This is a genomic window from Streptomyces sp. R-74717 (assembly GCF_047305335.1).
GTDB lineage: Bacteria > Actinomycetota > Actinomycetes > Streptomycetales > Streptomycetaceae > Streptomyces > Streptomyces atratus.
The window spans coordinates 928716-946349 of the sequence record NZ_CP102361.1; the positions used below are offsets into that span (position 1 = coordinate 928716).

Here is a 17634-nt window from a genome sequence, read left to right on the forward strand (position 1 = left end):
GGGCGGGCCGGGCTGAAAGGAAGGGGTTCGGGCGAAGCGGCAGTCAGAGCTCGACCAGCACCTTGCCCCGGTTCGCTCCCGTGTCCTGGTAAAGGCTCCGATAGGCGTCCGGGATGGTCTCGAAGCCGTGATGGAGGGTGTGCCCGCAGCGGACCTCGCCCCTCCGGATCCTGCCGCCGAGTTCATCGTGGAGTGCGCGCCAGTTCTGCTCGGTGAACCATTCCAGCGAGAAGATGCCGCGCACCGATGTGCGCGGGAACATGATGTACGGCAGCAGTCGTGGCCCGGTGACGTCCCGGCCGACCTGGGTGGCCCATTGCCAGCACACGGCCACCTGACTGCCGACGTTGAGCATGGAGAACACGGCATCCGTCACCGTGCCACCGAGATTGTCGAAGTACTTGTCGACTCCGTCCGGTGCGGCCCAGGTGAGAGCGGACCGCACCGCTTCGCAGCTGTCCCCGTGGCGGTAGACGACGACCGCGTCGAATCCCAGCTCGTCGAGGTACTCCGCTTTCTCCGTCGTCGAGGTGGTGCCCACCACGCGGGCGCCCGCGAGCTTGGCCAGCTGGCCGACCAGCGAACCGACGGAGCCGGAGGCACCGCTGATCACGACAGTGTCGCCCGAGCGGACCGACATGAACTTGGTCAGAGTGCCCCAGGCCGTCATGCCGGGGCCGCCCATGACGCTCAGCGCGGTGGGAAGCGGAAGCGCGTCGTCGTACCAGCAGGGGTCCAGGCGGCGGAAGGCGGGAAAGACCATCGGAAACGTCCCGGTCTGCCAGGGGGTGGCCGCACCGTTGCTGATGAGATGGGTGCGCCAGCCGCCGAACCCCTGCACCAGATCACCCGGCCGGTGGGCCGCAAGGGGACCCGCTTCCAGCACCTCCATGATCGAATCGGCGCCCATGTGCGCACCGAGAGGGGTGTCCAGTGCGATGCCCTGGAGGTAGGGGTCCACCGAAACGTAAAGCGTTCTCAGCAGCATCTCGTCCGGGGCGAGGTCGACGTCGAGATCCTCCTCGACCAACCCATAGACCCTCTCGACGTCGGGGACGCCTTCGATGTGCTCACGTACCACCCATTTCCTGGCCCTCATCCCATTCCCTTTCTCTCCAGAGGAGACGAGCGGTCCCCCATGACGGACTGCGCGTCCGGTCGCGGCCCCACCGGAACGACCAGATGGGTGGGGGGCGGCCCGCTCTCGTCGACGGACGCGGTGAAAGTCCGGCCGTCGTCCCGGCAGATGAACTGCATGACGTGCCGGCCTGCCGCCGCCGCGCGGATCAGGCCGCCCGTCGTCGCCCATACGCCGGACTGGTAGAAGTTCCGCAGTCCCGGCAGGCCCGGGCCATGCTTCTTGATGAGCGTCTCCAGCGTCTCCCCGCTTTCCACGAACGGCTGCCAGCCGAGCACTGTGCCGTCGTAGTTGCCCGTGTAGCGGACCTGTGTGAGCGGGCTCGACACATCGCGCACTGCGATCGCGTCCGCGATGCCGGGGTGGCGCCGTTCCAGGAATGCGACGAGTACGTCGCGGGCCCGCCGCTTGGCCGCGTAGTACCCGCGACCATGACGTACCGGCAGCGTGTGGAGTTCCTGGCCGCCGCGGGTCCGCGTCGCCTGCTCCGGTCCTTCGTCCAGAGCCCGCCAGGGGGCGATGTCGCAGAAGTAGGTGACGTACGCGATGCTCGTCCCACGCGGGGAGAGTTCCGGGTAGTGCCTGCTGCGGAACTGGACGTTGATGCTCGGGTGACGTATGCCGGTCAGGCCTGCCGCTTCCGCTTCGTCGAGCAGATAGGTCGTGCAGGGGTCGGCGTCGGGGAAGTCCCGGCGGAGGCCGAGGAAGAGTGTGAAGTATCCGGGGAACACCATGCCGGGTTCACGGATGGTCCGGGTGTAGAGCCGGTGGTACGCCTCGTTGAGGTAGCGGCCACCGAGCAGATCCATCATCGTGGTGCGGCCGTCGCAGGCCGAGACGACGATGTCGGCGTGCAGTTCGCTTCCGTCGCTCAGCCGTACCCCTACTGCACGGTCGTCCTCGACCAGCACCTTTTCGACCTTGGCGTTGTAGGTCACCTGACCGCCGAGCCTGCGGTAGCGGCGCTCGATGGACTCGGCCAGTCCGAGCGATCCGCCCTCGGGGACGCCCGCGGAGAGGTTCGCGTGCGAGGCGAGCTGGAAGTGGAACGGCAGTACTGGGAACGCCGGATGCTTCTCGTACAGGATGAAGTTGAACGCCTCACGCAGCAGGGGGTCCTTGAACCTCGCCGAGTAGTCGGTCATCAGTACGCTGATGGATTTGCGCACGACGTTGAAGTACGGGAGGAAGGAAGCCAGCATCCGCCATCGTTCCAGCGTCGGCATCAGCCCGACCGGCTTGAGGAACGGATAGACGGCGAGACATTTGCGGAAGGCGCGCAGTTGCTTGCAGAAGTCCCGGATCACAGCGGAGTCGGCGGGCGAGATGTCCGTCAGATGGGCCTGTAGCCGGTCGGGGTCGGAGTAGAAGTAGACGGCCCGGCCGCACCGGCCACGCACGACGTTGAACACATCGAAATGCCGTACCTCCTTGCCCTGCAACGCGCCCAGCTCCAGCCAGATCTGGTGCATCTCATTGCCGGGGCCGCTGCCGAGGAGCCAGCTGACACAGGGATCCAGGGTGAAGTCGCCGCGGTCCCAGGCCGTGCAGCAGCCGCCCGGCAGTTCATGCATCTCCAGGACATGGGTGCGATAGCCGTTCATCCGGGCGTAGCAGCCGGTGGACAGACCGCCGAGCCCTGCGCCGATGATGATCATCGACTGTCGTTCGGAACGCGACACGAACCTGCTCTCCTCGGTGTTCATGTACGGGTGTCCCCGCGCGCGGACCATCTGTCGAGCTGCGGCAGCCGGCCCAGCTTTCCGGGATGCCACGGCTCGCCGCCTTGGCTCTCGGACGCTGTGAACCCGCGTCCCAGCTCGTCGCAGAGGTACTGGACGACGAAGCGGCCGGTCGACGCGGCACGGATCAGGCCGCCCATGCCGACCCACTGCCCGGCCATGGAGAATCCGCGCAGGCCCGGCAGGCGCATGCGGTCCTTGCCCACCAGCTTGGCCGCGATGTCGTCGGCCTCGGAGAACGCCTTCCAGGCCAGAATGGAGCCGTCGTGGTTGCCCGTGTAGCGCCGGGTCGTCGCAGGGGAAGCAACATCGACCAGCTCGATGCGCTCGGCCGTGCCCGGAAGGCGGCGTTCCAGGAAGTTCCTTACGAAGTCGGCCACTTGGCGCTTCTTCGCGCGGTACTCCTTGCGGTCGACGGCGCGCAGCGCCTTCCAGTAGGCGAAGTCGCTGAAATAGGTGCAATGGACCACCGACCTTCCGGGCGGGGCGAATCCGTCCGAGTAGTGGGAGCGCAACTGGACCACCAGACTGCTCTGCAGTGCGCCGGGCAACTGGGCGGCATCCTCGGAAGAGAGCAGGTACGTGGTGCTGTGCGCCCGGTCGGGGCCGAGGTCGCCCCGAACCCCGACGAAGGCCGAGACCACCGCGGGGAACAGGGTGCCCGGGCGGTGCAGCAGGTCGTTGTACAGCTTGTCGATCCGCGGACCGGTGAACCGGCCCTGCAGGAGTCCGTGGATCGTGGTGTGGCCGTCACAGGCCGAGACGACATGGTCGGCGTAGTACCGTCTGCCGTTGCGCAGTTCGATGCCGACGGCACGCCCGTCCTCGACAAGGATCCGTTCGACCCGTGCCCGGTAGCTGATCTCACCGCCCAGCGCCTTGTACCGCTCCTCGATCGACCGGGCCAGGCCCAGCGAACCTCCTTGCGGGAAACCGGCGTTGTGGTGGTGGGCGCTGGCCATGTTGAACAGGTACGGGAGCAGCGGAAAGCCCTCCGGATCCTGGAAGAAGATGTTGCGGAACGCCCGCCGCAGCAGCGGGTCCTGGAACCGATCGGCGAACTGGTGCATCGGTGTCGCCGCCGTACGCCAGAACAGACGGAACGCGGGCAGGACCGTGCGCAGCGTCGCCGCTCTTTCCCGCACGGTCCGCAGGGCGGGGGCGGTCAGGAACGGGTACAGCTCGATGCCGATGAACCGCCTCAGGTCCCGGCAGAACGAGCGGATCAGCCGGGCGTCGGCGGGCGAGAGATCGAGCAGGTGCCGCTCCAACCGGTCCGGGTCGTTGAAAAAGACCACTGACCGGCCGGTCTCGTCGACGACCCGGTTGAACATCTCGAAGTTGGTGATGGTCTTGCCGTCGAGCGCCCCCAGTTCGCGCCACACCCGGTGGGCGTCGTTGCCGGCGGCCGTGCCGATCAGCCACTCGATGCAGTAGTCGAAGATGTAGCCGTCGCGCGACCAGGCCGTGCAGCAGCCCCCGGGCAGCACATGCTTTTCGAAGATACGGGACCGCATCCCGTTCATCTGCGCGTAGCATCCGGTGGACATTCCGGCGACGCCGGCACCGATCACGATGACACGGGGCCGGCCGCCCGCCTCCCGCTCCTCGGCACTCCACACGTCTCCCGCGTCACCGGCCATCGGCGCCGCCCTCCTGGAGGATGCCGCGCACCAGCTCGGCGTTGCGGGCCACGTGCTTGGGGTCGAGCATGTCGGCGTGGATTCCGGAGCCGCGCAGCACCGCCGTGGCCGTGGTGGAGCTGCCGTGCCAGGTGCCGCGTTCACCGGCGGCGTAGAGCGCTGTCTTCTCCTGGTCCGTGACGATGCTGACGGTCGCGGACACCACACCGAGGTTCGGTGTGCGGCCGCAGAACGCCAGGTACTCCGCGGCGTGGTCCAGGGCCTCGCGGGCGACGATCTCAGACCCTGTGTGCTTGAGCAGGTGTTCGGCCAGTTCCGCCTCGAAGAACTCGAAGTGTTCGGGGCCGGGGACGTAGGGCTCCAGAATGCGGTGCGAGTCCAGGACGATCACATGGGCGACGTCTCGTCCCCGGCCTTCGAGCTCCTTGGCCACCTCGAATGCGAGGTTGCCGCCGAGGGAGTAGCCGAGCAGCAGGCATCTGCCCTCGGGCCGGAGGGACTCGACGAGGTCGGCGTAGCGGGCCACCTTGTTCTCGCCCGGGACATAGTTGAAGGCGATCAGCCGGTACTCGGGCAGCTGGGCGGCGAATGTCCGGTAGACGAGTCCGTGGCCGCCCGCCGGTGGGAAGCAGAACACTGTCGGCTCCCGATCGCTGTTGAAGCTCAGGCAGGGCAGGTCGTCCGAGCTGCCGCCGGTGGCGAGACGCTCCACCGTCGCGGCCATCCCGTGCAGGGTCGTGACCCGGTACAGGAGGCTGACGGGGATACCGACGCCGAACTCCTGCCGCAGGCGGTGGATCAGCTCGATCAGCTTGATGGAGCTGCCTCCGGCCTCGAAGAACTCTTGCGCAGGGCCGACCCGCTCCAGCCCGAGCAGCTCCTTCCAGTGCCGCGCCATGCTCTCTTCGAACGGGGTGCCGAGCAGCTCCTCCGGCTCGTCGTCGGCGTCGTACCGGGGTGTCGGCAGGCCCGCGACATCGACCTTTCCGTTGGCGGTCAGCGGCAGTTCCGGTAAGGCGATGAAGTGCGAAGGAACCATGTATGCGGGCAGCAGTCCCGCGAGGTGCCGACGTAGCGCGCGCCGGTCCAGCGCTGCTCCGTCCGCCGGTACGCAGTAGGCGCAGAGCGCATCTTCTCCCCGGGCGTCGGGACGCACCGTGACGACCGTCCGGGCCAACTGGGGCCACTGGGCGAGGTGTGCCTCGATCTCGCCGATCTCGATCCGATGGCCGCGGAGCTTGACCTGGTCGTCGACCCGCCCGAGCAGATGGACCCGGCCGTGCGCGTCCCAGCGCGCCGCGTCGCCGCTCCGGTAGAGGCGTACGGGTTCGGCGCCCGGCTCCCGGCTCAGTGTCCGGGTCACGAATCGCTGGGCCGTCTGTGCGGGGTCGCCCGCATAACCGAGTGCGACGCCGTCGCCGCCGATCCACAGTTCGCCCGGCACACCGGGCGGCACCGGCTCACCGTGCCGATCGAGCACATGGAGCCTGCTGTTGCTCAGGGGGCGTCCGATCGGCACCGTCCGGCCGGGTTCCAGGTCGTCGACGGGTCCTTCGAAGCAGGCGCTGTCGATGGTGGCCTCGGTCACCCCGTAGGAGTTGATCAGACGGGTGTGCGGTCCGCACAGGTCGCGCAGCCTTCGGTATTCCCCGGCCTTCCACGCATCGGACCCGACGACCAGCAGACGCATGAAATCCAGCCGCAGGCCCTCGCGTTCGCAGTGGTCCATGAGACCGCGTACGACAGCGGGGACGAACTCCGCACAGTCGACGTGCTCCTCGCGCATGGTCCGGTACAGGCGTTCGGTGTCGAAGAGCAGATCGCGGTCGACCAGTACCAGATTGCCGCCCGAGCACAGCGCGCGCACCAGGTCACCGGTGAAGACGTCGAACGACGGGGCCGCCATCTGGAGGTGAACCCGGACGTCACAGTCCAGCCTGTACTCCTGGAGCCAGGCTGCGTACGCCGAGGCGAGGTTCCGCCGGCTGACCTGGACGGCCTTGGGATGCCCTGTCGAACCGGAAGTGTGGATGACGTACGCAGGCGAGTCGAGGCCTCCCAGGTCCTCGGCGCCGGCCGCGGGCGCCGCCTCGTACAGCTCCCGCAGGGTCAGTGTCTTGGTCGGCAGTCCTGCCATCCGGTCCCTGCCGGCGTCGTCCTCGACGACGGCCAGGGTGGCGGCCGCCGTCCGCACGGTGTGGCCGACTCGGTCGGCCGGGTGGTCGGGCGGGACAGGAAGGTAGGCGCCGCCTGCCTTGAGCACTGCGAGCAGCACGACGACGAGGTCTGACGACTTGTCCAGGCACAGCGCCACCACCGAGCCGGCTCCGACCCCCAGCCCCCGCAGCCGCCGGGCCAGCTCCCCGGAGCGACGGTCCAGTTCCGCGTACGTCAGGCGAACGGCCGTCCCTTGACGCGCCGGGACCGTGACGGCGACGGCGTCCGGGCACCGGGCGGCGACCGCGCTGATCAGCTGATGCACCGGGCGGACGCCGTCCGCCTCGCGCTCCCCTGCTCCAGGGGGCAGGGCAGCGTGCCCGGCGCCGCTCCACTCACCGACCAGCCGCTCACGCTCCTGTGCGCCCAGCATCTCCAGCCGGGTGGTGGGGTGATCGGCCGGTGCCCGGGTCATGCTGTCCAGCAGTGTGGTGTAGTGCGATGCCATCCGCCGCATGGTCTCCGGCAGGAACAGGTCGGTGTTGTACTTGAGAACGCAGTGGAACCGATGCTCCGCCTCGTCCTCGTAGACGGACAGGGTGACATCGAACTGTCCTTCCTCTTCCGGGAGTTCGATGTAGTCGAGCCGGTAGCCGTACTTCTCGGTGGCGACCTTGTGGGTCAGCAGGATGAACATGGCCTGGAACACCGCGGAGCGGCTGGGGTCGTGCTGGAGCCCCAGCTCGTCGACCAGCAGGACGAACGGATACTCCTGGTTGTCCAGGCCGCCCAGCACGGTCGTACGGACCTGTTGCAGCAGCTGGGCGACTGAAGGCGCGCCGGACAGATCCGCGTGCAGCGGGAGCGGGTTGACGAAGTAGCCGTAGACGGAGGCGAATTCCTGCTCGGTCCGGCCGGTGACCGGGCTGCCCACGATGACGTGATCCTGACCGGAATAGCGCTGCAGCAGCACGTAGTAGGCGCTGAGCAGCACCATGAACGGGGTCACGTCGTGCTCGCGGGCCAGGGCGTGGACGCGGGCGGTGAGCGCCGTGTCCAGTACGAAGAACTCCGATGCCCCGTTGTGTGTCTGCACGGCCGGACGGGGCTTGTCGACGGGCAGCTCCAGGACCGGCACCTCGGCCGGCAGATGCGAGCGCCAGTAGTCGAGCATGCGCTGCGCCGCGGGACCGGCCAGGAAGCGGTTCTGCGCATTGAGGAAGTCCAGATAGCGCGCGGTGACCGGCGGCAGCGAGGGCGCACGGCCCTGGCGCAGCCCCTCGTACACCGCGAGAAGCTCCTCGATGAAGGTGAACGTCGAGATCGCGTCGGAGACGATGTGATGGACCGCCTTCATGATCACCCAGCGGTCGTGGCCACGCTTGAAGAGCCGGAAGCGGAAGAGCGGGTCACGCTCCAGGTCGTACGGCCTGCGGTACTCGGCCACGATCGTACGATGGATCTCCTCCCACTGCTGGTCCTGCACGTCGAACAGCGCGATGTCCGGGCTCCGGTCCGTCGAAACCTGCTGCAGCGGCCGTCCGTCCACCGTGAGGAAGTTGGTCCGCAGCGCGGGGTGGCGTGCGACCATGCAGCGGACGGCCTCGAACATCAGGTCGGGGTCGAGAGCGACACGGACCTCGACCGCGCCTCCGATGTTGTACGCATAGCCCTCGGGGTTGAGCTGCCTGAGGAACCACAGGGCCTTCTGGTTCTGTGTCAGTGGATGGCGGAACTCGTCCTCGAAGACCTCCACAGCCGCCGTGTCGTCACCGCCGGCTGCCGACGCCACCGACTCGGACAGGGCGTCATGGAGCTGTGCGATCAGCTCGCCGGCCGATGTACCGCTCAGCAGAGCCACCACGGGGGGAGCTACGCCGAGCTCGGAGCTGAGCCGGGCGCGCAGCTCCATCGCCAGGAGCGAGTCGAGTCCCAGCGCGTTGAGACCGGCCTGCGGATCGATCTGATCGGGGTTCGTCCGCAGCACCGAGGCGGCCACAGCGGTGAACCGCCGGGTCACCAGGGCAAGGCGTTCCGTCGCGTCCGCGTTGCGGAAGGTGTCGAGGATGCCGTCGCTCGTCCCGTCGACCGTCGCGGCCGAGGCCGCCGCCGCGAGTTCGGCCACCAGCGGGGGCGGGGAGGGGTACCAGGCCAGGAACACCGGCCAGTCGACGACGGTGGCGACGAGCAGCTGGGCCCGGTCCTGGCCGATGACGCGTTCCAGGACCGCCATGCCGACGTCGGGTGCGAGCGAGCTCATCCCACGGCTGTGGAGATAGTGGCCGACGAGCCCCAGCTCCTCGATCATGCCGGTGGCCCACGGTCCCCAGTCGACGCTGAGCCCCGGCAGGCCGAGCGCTCGACGGTGCTGGGCCAACGCATCCAGAAACGCGTTCCCGGCGGCATAGTTCGTCTGGCCCGCCGTGGTCATGAGCGAAGCGATCGAGGCGAACAGTACGAAGTGGTCGAGCGGTTCGTCCCGAAGATGCCGGTGCAGCAAGTGCGCACCGACGGCCTTGGGGTCGTGGGCCGCGGCGAAGGTCTGTCGGTCCATGTCCGCGACAAGTGTGTCGCGCACCTGCCCGGCCAGATGGAACACCCCGCGGACCGGCAGCGGGTCGGTGAGCCGGTGAGCTTCGAGCCAGGCCGTGAACGCGGCCTCATCGGTGATGTCGAGCGGTGCCAGGACCACCCGCGCCCCGAGCGCCTCCAACTCCTTGACGAACGCCACGGCACGACTCTCGGCAGTGGCGGGATCGAGACCGCGCCAAGCGGAGCGCTCCGGCAGCGCGGTGCGTCCGATCAGGATCAGACTGCGCGCCCCACGCCGTACGAGTGTCCGGCAGAGCAGCCGGCCGAGCGCCCCGAAGGCGCCGGTGACAAGGTAGTTCGCGTCGGCGCGCAGACTCAGCGGAAGGGGGCGGGTCAGCCCTTCGGCCCGCCGCACCCTGCTGGTGAGGCGGCCGACGCCACGCAGCGCGATCTCCTCCTCGTCGTCGGTCAGGATCTCGCGCAACAGCGCCTGCGCCTCGGCCAGGCATCCCTCGTCTCCTCGACGGCCGGGATCCAGATCGATCAGCTTGCCGCGGTGGGAGATCAGCTCCTGGTGCCTGAGCACCCGGCCGACCCCCCACGCGGGCGCCCCCAGAGGTTCGACGGCCTCGCCGGGGTCGACGTGCTGCGCGCCGCGGGTCACGATGTGCAGCCGGCCGTCGGCCCCGTGGCTGAGCAGCGTCCGGGCGAGCGCGATCAGTGAGTACGCCCCGGTGCCGCTGTGCCGTACGAGGTCCTGCCACGAGGCCTCAGCAAGGGGCGGCAGGTCGAGATTCCACAGATGCACGATGGTGCCGAAGGACGGTCGGCCGTCCTCGCCGTCCCTGCCGTCCATACCCAGGTCGGCGAAGAGCTGCTCCAGGTCCGTGGCGGACCCCGGCACGACAGTGAATTCCCTTCCGTCGCCCCCCTTCTGGTACGAGTCCCCCGGACGCACGAGGTGGCAGCGCTCGCCGCGCCCGGCGAGCAGGGTGCTCAGGGCGTCGCCGACGCCTTGCCGATCGGCGAACACCAGCCAGTCGCTGCTGGTGGAAACGGGGCTGCCGGAGTCGGCCTCGTCCTCGACGGCGTCGAAGGGCCTGTCGATCCAGACGGTCTCGGCGAGCCAGGAGTCGATCGTGCCGAGTCCGACCGCCGTGGACGCCTTTTCCACGTCGGCTGCGCGGAAACCACCGACGCCGCCCAGATGTACACCGCTGTCCGCGTAGACGGCGATGTCCCCGACGAGCTCGTCCCCGTCACTGCGGGTCACCGTGGCATGCGCCCAGATCGGCTGGTCTCCCACCGGGGCGATGCACACCTCGTCGATCGACAGGGGCAGGCGGATGCCGGAGGTCTGCCGCTCCGCTCCGTCTTCGAGGAGCTGCGTCGTCAGCAACGACTGGAAGCAGGCATCGAGCAGCACGGGATGAATGTGGTGTCGGGCCGCTTCGTCACCGATCACCGCAGGCGGACGGAGCCGGGCGAGCACCTCACCGGAACCGATCCACACCTCTTCGATGGCCCGGAACGCGGGGCCGTAGTCGTAGCCCAGGGCGGCCAGCTCCGCGTAGCAGTCCTTGCCGTCCAGCCGGCGCAGGGTGCGTGCCCGGAGGGCGGCGGTATCGACAGGCGGGCCGGCCGGGCGCGGTTGCCCGGAGCGCACGACACCGCTCGCGTGCACCGCCCGGTCGCCCTCGCCCTCCCCTGTCGAAGCGATCGTGAACGCCGCGTTCTGCGACGAGAGCGTCAGACGCACGGCCCGGTCCTCGCCCTCGGGCAGGAAGAGCGCTTTGCGGAGTTCGATGTCCGTCAGTACGGCATGGGTGCCGCCGGTCAGGGAGCGGACCGCCTGCATGGCCATCTCCAGGTACCCCGCTGCCGGGAAGACCACGGTGGACTGGATGCGGTGGTCGTCGAGGTAGGGCAGCCGCTCGGTGTCCAGTGTCGTGTGCCAGGTCGGTTCGGTGTGTGTCGTGCGGCGGCCCAGCAGAGGGTGGTCGGCGTGGCCGAGGCGGACCTGCGCCACGGGGCCGGGCTCCGTCCAGTGGCGGTCGCGCTTCCACGGGTAGCGGGGAAGGGCCACCGGAGTGCCCACCGGGTGCAGGGTGTCCCACGCGACGGGGACGCCGAGGTTGTGCAGCTCTGCCAACGAGGCGGCGAAGCGCTCCGGTTCGTTCTCCTGGCGGCGGATCGACGGAAGGGTACGTACGTGCGTCCCCCGGCCGTCGAGGCTTTCACGGATGGAGTGGCCGAGCACCGGATGCGGGCCGATCTCCAGGAACAGCCCGTACCCGTCGTCGGCGAGCCGGTCGATGGCCGAGCGGAAGCGGACCCGGTGGCGGACGTTCTTCCACCAGTAGCCCGCGTCCAGCTCGCTGCCGTGCGCCGTGCCCTCCTGACCCGTCAGATACAGCGGAACCGTCGCCGCCCGGGGGTCCAGCCCGTCCAGTGAGGCCAGCAGTTCGTCCTTGATCGCCTCCATGCCCGCGCTGTGGTACGGGACCTGTACTGTCAGGAACTTGGCGAAGATCTGCTCGGAGCGAAGCCCGTCCGCCAGTTCGGTCAGTGCGTCCCGGTCCCCGGCCAGCGTGACGGCCGAGGGGCTGTTGACCGCGGCCACGGACACCCGGTCCCCGTACGCGCCCGCCCGGAGCTGCGCCTCCTCCTCGGGCAGACTCACGGCGAGCATCGTGCCGGTCCCGGTCAGTCTCTGCTGGAGCCGGCTGCGGTGCACCACGATCCTGACCGCGTCCTCCAGCGTGTAGACCCCCGCCTCGTAGAAGGCAGCGATCTCGCCGGTGCTGTGACCGACCACGGCGTCGGGCCGCACACCGTACTGACGCCACATGGCCGCGAGTCCCAACTGGACGGCGAAGTTGGCCGGCTGCGCAAGCCATGACTCGCCCATGCGCGATCCGGCTTCGTCGGCTGTCATCGCCTCGATCAGGGACCAGCCCGCAAGCTTGTGGACGGCCAGGTCGCAGCGGGTGACCGCGTCCCGGAACGCCTCATCGCCCTCCAACAGTTGGCGGCCCATGCCCCACCACTGCGGCCCCATTCCGGTGAAGACCCAGACCAGGCCGCGCTGTTCGGCGTCGAGCTGTCTGCCGTGGATTACCCGGGGGTGAGGTTCGTCCCGCAGGAAAGCGGCGAGCCCCTCGTCCAGATCGGCCCGTGAGGAGTACACGATGGAGAGCCGCGACTCAAGGTGCTGGCGGCGGCGTGCAAGCGTGTATCCGAGGTCGGGCAACGACACCTCGGACCCCTGGACCCCCGCCAGCTCGCGGCGGATGCCCGTCGTCAGCTCCGGCAGGGCGTCCGGGGTCCGGGCGGTCAGCGGAAGGAGATTCCAGGCCCGTTCGCCGGGCGCGGCCGGCTGTGCTTCGCGCTCGGGTGCCTGCTCCAGCACGACATGCGCGTTCGTGCCACCGAAGCCGAACGCGTTCACCCCGGCCCGTGCGGGGCCCTCGTGCTCGGGCCAGGCGGTCGGCTCGGTCGGGATCCGGTACGGGGAGGACTCCAGGTCGATGGCGGCATTGATCCGGTCCAGGTTGATGTGGGGCGGGATACGGCGGTGCTTGAGGCAGAGAACGGTCTTGATCAGTCCGGCGATGCCCGCTGCCGCTTCGGTGTGCCCGATGTTCGTCTTGACGGACCCGACGTAGCACGTGGCACCGGGTCTGCGGCCCACGGCAAGTGCCCGGCTCAGTGCGTTCGCCTCGATCGGGTCGCCGACAGGTGTCGAGGTGCCGTGCGCTTCCACGTACTGCAGGGCACCGGGGGTGATGCCGGCTCCGGCGCAGACGCGTTGGATGAGGGCGACCTGGGCGTCCGCGCTGGGCACGGTGATGCCATTCGTGCGGCCGTCCTGGTTGACCCCCGTGCCGAGGATCACCGCGTGGATCGGATCGCCGTCGCGTACGGCGTCGTCCAGCCGTTTGAGCGCGACAATTCCGACGCCCTCGGCCCGTACATAACCGTTGGCCGTGGCGTCGAACGTACGCGAGCGGCCGTCGGGCGACAGAAAACCGCCCTTCGTCTCGGCGATGGTGTACTGCGGTGCCGCATGCAGCAGGACGCCACCGGCCAGCGCGAGATCGGTCTCCCGGTTGTTCAGGCTCTGGCAGGCGAGGTGCACCGCCACCAGGGAGGAGCTGCACGCGGTGTCGATCGACAGGCTGGGACCCCGGAAGTCGAAGCAGTACGAGAGCCGGTTCGAGACCATCGTCATCATGGTGCCGGTGGCGGTGTGCGCGGCCAGTGAGGCAAAGCTCAGGTCCGAGAACTGGAGGATCTTGTAGTCCAGCGTGAACGCGCCGACGAACACGGCGGCATTGCTTCCGGCAAGCTCCGAGGGCCGCTGACCGCCATCCTCCAGCGCCTCCCAGGCCACCTCCAGCAGCTTGCGCTGCTGCGGGTCCATTTGGTCGGCCTCACGCGGGCTGATACCGAAGAAGCCGGGGTCGAACTCGTCGAAACCGTCGATGTATCCGCCTCGGCCGCCGATCAGACGTCCGGGTTTCTCCTTGTATCTGCTGCCGAGCGTCGTGACGTCGTAGCGGTCCGCCGGTGTCGGTGTGATGCAGTTCTTGCCGTCCATGAGGTTCTGCCAGTAGGTGCGGTGGTCCGATGCACCGCCGGGCAGTCGGCAGCCCATGCCGATGATCGCTACTTTGTCGCTCACAGGGGCACTGTTCACGTCGGGCAAGGTCGTACTCCTCAGGTCGTGGCGCAGCGGCACGGCATGGATGCGGGAGGGCAGTGCGGTTTCCCGAAGAAGAGCAGCGGTCAGGCGGAACCGGGCCCGGCCCTCTTCGCACGGCGCCAGGGGTGGAGAAGGGTGCTGGTGATCTCGCCGGTAGGGGGGAACGACTCGGGATCGCCGATTCCGACCGCGATCGGCTCACGGCCGGGCCGCCAGGTGTAGCTGTCGAAGAGGTGGTCCCAGATCGACAGATCCGAGCCGTAGTGGCCCGCCTCGGACAGGCTGGTGCTGTGGTGCAGGCGGTGTTGTTCGGGACTGGCGAGCACATGATTGAGCCGGCCGATGCGCACGTCGATGTTGGCATGGACGAAATAGCCCTGGGCAGCGACGAAAAGACCCACGACGAAGACAGAACCATGGGAGAACCCGACCAACGCCAGAGCCAGTTGCACTGCCCCCTGCGCAAGGACGATGTCGAGAACGTGATTGACACCGTTATTGGCGACGTTGACTTTCTGCGGCACATGGTGCACACCGTGCAGTCGCCACAATATCGGGTTGGCGTGACCCAGTCGGTGCACAAGATAACTGGCCAGCGATCCGGTCAGCAGGGCTGCGGGTATTTCGGCCCAGAGATTGAGCACCGGTTCGTCGGGCGTCACCACGGAGACGGCCGCAGTGACCGCATATTGCGCCAGGGCGCTGGCCGCCATCGTCAGCAGGAAGTAGATGCCGTACCAACGCCATTCGCTGGGGCTCGGGTGCCAGGTGCGCTGATACGGAATCAGACGTTCGAGAACGGTGAGGTAGGCGATGGTGCCGATCAGGAAGAGCGGGCTCACGCGCTCTGGATCCCAGTCGAGACACAGCGCTGCCGCGGCCACCGAAACTGCGGCCACCAGCAGGAACGGATAAGCCAGCACGCGGAGAACACCGCGCGCCGAGAGTACGAGCGCTCTCTCCCGCTGCGCCGGAACGGAATCCTTCTCCGGATCGCCACCGGGCAGTGGTTCGCAATTTTCCATCCGCAGCACCTTTACGAAGGAACCAGTACAGAAGAATGCACAGACCACGAAGGAGGAACTGACGACTTCCTGCGGGCGCGCTGGACCGACGCTTCGGACGTCAGTTGTCACGCATCGAAGAATTTGTACCTGGAGACTGATGTGAACCGCCTTAAGGACCCGGCAAACCCGAGCGGGGCCGCCGTGCGAACCCGCTCTGTTTGCATTTCCCTCTCCGGCTCCCTCAACCGTCTGATTCAAGCCTCGTCATGATGTGTCGGACCTCAGGGCAATATTCGCCACTCCGTCCAATTTTCAATGAACAGACGGACCAGCCGGGCGGAATGCGAATAATTCGACCTCCGCCAAATGGGTTACTAGTAATACTGATAATCTATTGGGACTTTATAGTTCCCCCTTTCCGGGCGGGGATCCTTCGATTGGTCGGCGCGGGCCGGGGAGACATGGGCAAGGCCGCCCGGACCGGAACGGCCTTCCCTGCCGGTCGGGATCCCGCTCGCCCGCCAGGACGGCGGCGTGGCTTCGGCCCCGGTCCTGACGATGCAGCGGGGCCCACAGGGCTGTGAGGGCATCGTGATCGGACCGCCGGACTCGTGATCGGGTCTGCCGTGGCTCATAAACGCCGTATCCAGGGCGGCGACCGCGTCGGAGAGCGTCTCAACTGGAGGTCTCGGTAGTCGGGCAGGGTGTTGATGGTTGAGCGTCTGGTGCCGGAGCCCGGCAGAGGAACCCATCGGTCCTTGACTACATGTCAGCGGTGCCGATGTTGCACCCTCGGGGACCGGATGGGTGGCGCGAATCCGGGGAGGAGCCGTAGAACCCCCGAGGCAGTGACCCGGGGCGGGGTCTAACGCCGGTGGAGGAGGCCGGCGTTCATGGCGACAACCACCGCGCGTGTGCGGTCACTGACGTCGAGCTTGGCGAATATCCGCAGGAGGTGGGTCTTCACCGTGGCCTCCCCGATGAACAGGCGTCGGCCGATCTCCGCGTTGGACAGTCCGTCGGCCACCGCGTCGAGCACCTCCGACTCGCGCGGGGTGAGGGTCACGGGCGCGGGCTGCCGCATTCTGGCCACCAGCCGCTGTGCGACGCGCGGAGCGAGGACGGTCTCGCCCCGGGAGGCCGAGTGGATCGCTTCGACGAGTTGGTCGCGGGTTGCGTCCTTGAGGAGATAGCCGGTTGCTCCCGCCTCCACGCCGCGCTCGATGTCCGCGTCGGTTTCGTACGTGGTCAGGATCAGCACCCGGGTCCGACCGGGGCCCGAGACGATCTCGGCGGTGGCGCCCACCCCGTCGAGAACCGGCATCCGCAGATCGACGAGTGCCACGTCCGGCTGGAACTGCTCGACGAGCCGCACGGCCTCTCGGCCGTCACCGGCCTCGCCGACGATGTCGATGGTTGGTTCGGAGGCCAGCAGCGCGACAAGCCCGGCGCGCATCACCGTATGGTCATCGGCCAGAATGACGCGCAGGGGGCTCGGTGTCAGTGTTGGAGCTGTCATGTCATACCTGGCCGTTCATGGGGATGGTCACGAGGATCCGGGTGCCGTCGCCGACCGAGCTGGTGACGGTGAGCCCGCCGCCGAATTCCGCGAGGCGTCTGCGCATGCCGTTCAGACCGAAGCCGTGGGACTCCTCGACCACGAATCCGCATCCGTCGTCGGTGATCTCCAACTCGATGCCGTGGGGGTGCCGTGCCAGGACGACGCCCACTGCGGATGCCCACGCGTGCTTGCGGACGTTGGCCAGGGACTCCTGGGTGCACCGCAGCAGTGCGATTCGAGTCGGCTGGTCGCACTCGACGTCCGTCAGTTCCGCCGTGACGGTGAGCCCAGTGTCCTCGGTGAACCGGTCCAGGGCCCGGCGGAGTGTCGTGGCGACCGATCCGCCGGCCACGCCGCTGCGGGGCGCGGCACCGACCAGGACCCTGGCCTCCGCGAGGTTCTCCCGGGCGGTCTGCTCGATGGACTGGAGCTGCTGGGCACTTCGGTCGGGGTCACCGTGGAGCCCGGAGCGGGCGGCCTCGGCGAGCACGATGATGGAGGCGAACCCCTGGGCGAGTGTGTCGTGGATCTCCCGGGCGAGGCGTTCGCGTTCCTCCGCCGCGCCCTGGCGCTGGTACACCTCGGACAGTTCCAGTTGGGTTGTCTTCAACTCCTCGCGCAGTTGGACACGTTCGTCCCGCAGGTCCAGCGCCTTGGGCGTCAGCACCGCGATCACCACGCCCACCGCGTAGACGCCGAGGGACGAGATGGTGTTGGTGGTGAGGACATCGGCTCCCCAGCCTTCCCTCAAGGTGCCGCCGACGGTGATCGCCAGGGCACCGAACCCGCTGTAGATGATCGCGGACCGAGGGCTGTTCACGAAGATGACGAACTGCGCCAGCGTCACGGTGTACAGCACCCCGAAACCGTCCCCGAGGTAGGAGAGACCACCCAGTGCGAGGATCAGCACGCACAGATAGCCGTACGGGCTCAGTACCGGGTTGCCGGGGAAGCCGCGCACGAGCGCGTAGCAGAGAGCGAGCACGGCCAGCAGCGCCAGCAGCCCGTACTTGGTAGCGGTGGGAGTGTCGCTCACGAGCGTGAGCAGGCCGATGAGGGCGATGAGTGCCCAGGACAGACACTGCCACCAGTGGAGCACCCAGATCCAGAACGGGTCGCCGCGCTGCGGTCGTTGAAGCATGCCGG

At 68.2% G+C, this 17634-nt stretch carries 7 protein-coding genes; all 7 read right to left on the reverse strand.

Features of this window, described 5'->3' with window-relative positions:
• Nucleotides 1-43: 43 nt before the first annotated feature.
• Nucleotides 44-1099 (reverse strand): MDR family NADP-dependent oxidoreductase, encoded by a 1056-nt coding sequence (locus tag NRF20_RS04225; RefSeq protein ID WP_398631634.1) that lies wholly within the window; start codon nucleotides 1097-1099, stop codon nucleotides 44-46.
• Nucleotides 1096-2844, reverse strand: coding sequence for a phytoene desaturase family protein (locus NRF20_RS04230; RefSeq protein ID WP_398631633.1), 1749 nt, complete (start codon nucleotides 2842-2844; stop codon nucleotides 1096-1098). The genes NRF20_RS04225 and NRF20_RS04230 overlap by 4 nt, the downstream gene beginning before the upstream one ends.
• Nucleotides 2841-4523, reverse strand: coding sequence for a phytoene desaturase family protein (locus NRF20_RS04235; protein WP_398631632.1), 1683 nt, complete (start codon nucleotides 4521-4523; stop codon nucleotides 2841-2843). Before NRF20_RS04235 ends, NRF20_RS04230 begins: the two co-directional genes overlap by 4 nt.
• Nucleotides 4513-13872 (reverse strand): amino acid adenylation domain-containing protein, encoded by a 9360-nt coding sequence (locus NRF20_RS04240; protein WP_413754523.1) that lies wholly within the window; start codon nucleotides 13870-13872, stop codon nucleotides 4513-4515. The genes NRF20_RS04235 and NRF20_RS04240 overlap by 11 nt, the downstream gene beginning before the upstream one ends.
• Before the next feature lie 131 nt (nucleotides 13873-14003).
• Nucleotides 14004-14945, reverse strand: coding sequence for a sterol desaturase family protein (locus NRF20_RS04245; RefSeq protein ID WP_413754524.1), 942 nt, complete (start codon nucleotides 14943-14945; stop codon nucleotides 14004-14006).
• Nucleotides 14946-15792: 847 nt separating this feature from the next.
• Entirely contained in the window at nucleotides 15793-16446 is a 654-nt protein-coding gene (locus tag NRF20_RS04250) for a response regulator (protein WP_398631630.1), read from the reverse strand.
• 1 nt (nucleotide 16447) lies between these two features.
• The gene (locus NRF20_RS04255) at nucleotides 16448-17629 is read right to left on the reverse strand and encodes a sensor histidine kinase (RefSeq protein ID WP_398631629.1); all 1182 of its coding nucleotides are present in this window, start codon (nucleotides 17627-17629) and stop codon (nucleotides 16448-16450) included.
• Nucleotides 17630-17634 lie beyond the last annotated feature (5 nt).